The following is a 2,701-nucleotide window of genomic DNA, read 5'->3' as shown; positions in this document are numbered from 1 at the left end:
GCAACGACCTATGTGGGCAAATCCGGCATTGTGAATATTGAAAAAGAAGCCCGTATGAGCGGCCAGACCCATGATAAGGGCGTGCAGATCATCACCGGTTTTCTGGGGCAGACCTATGCCCAGAACTTCCCCCTGTCTCTTTCCTGCCGTGTCTGCTTTGAACAGAATTATAACGGCATCGACGGGGATTCTGCCTCCAGTACGGAACTGTACTGTATCCTTTCTTCTCTGTCCGAACTGCCCATCCGTCAGGACTTGGCGGTGACGGGTTCTGTCAACCAGAAAGGGGAAATTCAGGCCATCGGCGGCGTGACATATAAAATCGAAGGATTCTTCGACCTGTGCAAAAAGCGCGGACTGACGGGTAAACAGGGTGTCATTATTCCGGTTTCCAATGTGAAGGATCTGGTGCTGAAGGATGAAGTGGTGGAAGCAGTGAAGGAAGGCATGTTCCATATCTATCCTATCACTCACATCGATGAAGGCATCGAACTTCTGATGGGAACACCTGCCGGAAAGAAGAATAAGGCGGGTAATTTCCCTGCAAACAGTGTCCATGGAAAGGTTCTGAAAAAACTGAAAGCCTTTGATCAGCGGGCGCAGGGGAAGGAATAACATAAAATTTGACTGAAAGTCCATCTGTTGGGAACAACAGGTGGATTTTTTTCGACAAATTATTAAGATTTTCTTTCAATGTACGAAAGAATCTTTCTTTTTTTGACTTTTGTGCTATACTTCATAATGAAGAATTATGACGCAAAATGCGATTTACATAAAGCAGGAGGAATGACACGAATGAGAAGTAAGTGGAAACGGCTTTTGCTGACAACCATGGCGGTGGGGATGCTTTCGTCCGTAACGGCCTTTGCAGCCAATGTCAGCATGAATTTACATTACAACGGCAAAAATCATACATACAACGCCCCTGAGATCGTAGTCAAGATCGATGGCAAGAAGATGACACCTAAGGATATGCCTGCGGTATCCATCGACGGCAGAACCATGCTGCCTATGCGACAGATTGCGCAGGAACTGGGCTGCGAAGTGGTATGGAACGGGGATGCACAGCAGGTGTATGTCATCAATGACAAATATACGCTGGTATTTACCATTGATAAGAAAGTGGGTCAGCAGAACGGGAAGGATTTTTCCATGGATGTACCTCCCATGATCGTCAATGACAGAACTATGCTGCCTGTCCGCGCACTGGCTACGGCGCTGGATCTGAATATCACATGGGACGATGATACCAGAACGGTGAATATTGCGGAGAAGAAGGCAACAACAACCCCTTCTGTCCCTTCCACACCGACAACAACGCCTGCGGCACCTGCGATCACGCTGAATAAAGTGAATGTACCCGCCAGCAAAACGGCAGGTCAGGTCTTCTCTATTCAGGCAAACGGCGCAATCAAAGACTGGGAAGAAGTGATCGTGGCCAACGATAAGATCGTTCTGGATTTCTATGGCGCAAAAAGCGGACTGGCATCCAAGATCACAGCAACCAACAGCTCCATCGTATCTGCGGTGAGAACTGCACAGCATACAGCGGAAGACGGCAGCACCTACACCAGAGTGGTGCTGGATCTTTCTGCTAAGAAAAAATACGAAGTGACAGAAAGTGCCGACGGCACAAAGGTTATCGTGACATTTGATAAAGTGACCGTGGAGGATATTTCCTGCAAGCATAAAAATGATAAGGATATCATCGAGATCGAAGGGGATGGCGCTCTGGGTGCCAATGTATTCATCCTGTCCGATCCTACCCGCATTGTAGTGGATATTCCCAATGTGGAATCTGAACTGGATGATGAATTGGATGTGGATGATCTGGAATATGTATTTGCCGGCAGAAGCGGTATGTTTACGGATACTACCCTGAGACTGGTGTTTGAGGTAGGCGACCTGACAGAATACAGCTACAGTGAAGATGGCAATGGCGGTACACTGACCATTTTCCGTTCTTCCCTGCAGCACATGACCTATAACGGTGCGAAGGATATGCTGTATCTGGATAAGGAAGATTCTTTCAAAACAGGCAGCGTAAAACTGGAAGATCATTATCTGAGCGGTTATTTTGATGTGATCCTGCCGAAGGATCTGTCTGCAGTCTATGGCGAAGGCAACTATGATATTGGGGACGACGTGATCAAAAGCGTTGAAGTATTCACCAAGAGTGGAAAAACCACACTGCGATTCCACCAGAACCGCATCAGCTGCTACAGCATTACGGAAGAAAAGGACAGATATGTCGTCCATGTGAAGAATCCGCAGGATGTGTATGATAAAGTTCTGCTGCTGGATGCAGGCCATGGCGGCAAAGATCCCGGTGCCAGCGGCAACGGTCTGATAGAAAAAAATCTGACACTGACCATGCTGCAGAAAGTCAATGCGGAACTGGATAAGGACATCAAGGTATATCTGACCAGAAACAGTGATACTTATCCCGATAACAGCAGCCGTGCAAAAACAGCGAATCAGATCGCCGATGCCATGGTTTCCATTCACATGAATGCGGCGGAAAATAAACTGGTGAATGGTACGGAAACACTGTATAAAAATCATGCCAACGATACAGGAGCAACATTGACCAGCAAACAGCTGGCACAGCTGATCCAGAACAACATCATCGATGCAACGGGGAATAATAACCGTGGTATCGTACAGCGTACGGATCTGCTGATCCTGAACAGCACAACTG

General features: G+C 47.4%; 2 protein-coding genes. Both read left to right on the top strand.

From position 1 onward, the window contains the following. A partial coding sequence (locus ACJMLT_RS06325) for a S16 family serine protease (protein WP_405728227.1) occupies nt 1-615 on the top strand: 615 nt, incomplete at its 5' end. Nucleotides 616-795: 180 nt separating this feature from the next. Continuing rightward, the coding region (locus ACJMLT_RS06320; protein WP_405728224.1) for an N-acetylmuramoyl-L-alanine amidase at nt 796-2,701 on the top strand (1,906 nt) is incomplete at its 3' end.

Origin of the sequence: Anaerotignum sp., from assembly GCF_045122575.1 — a bacterium.
Classification (GTDB): Bacteria; Bacillota; Clostridia; order Lachnospirales; family Anaerotignaceae; genus Anaerotignum_A.
The sequence above is the reverse complement of the archived record's forward strand: the minus strand, read 5'-3'. Positions and strand labels throughout refer to the sequence as shown.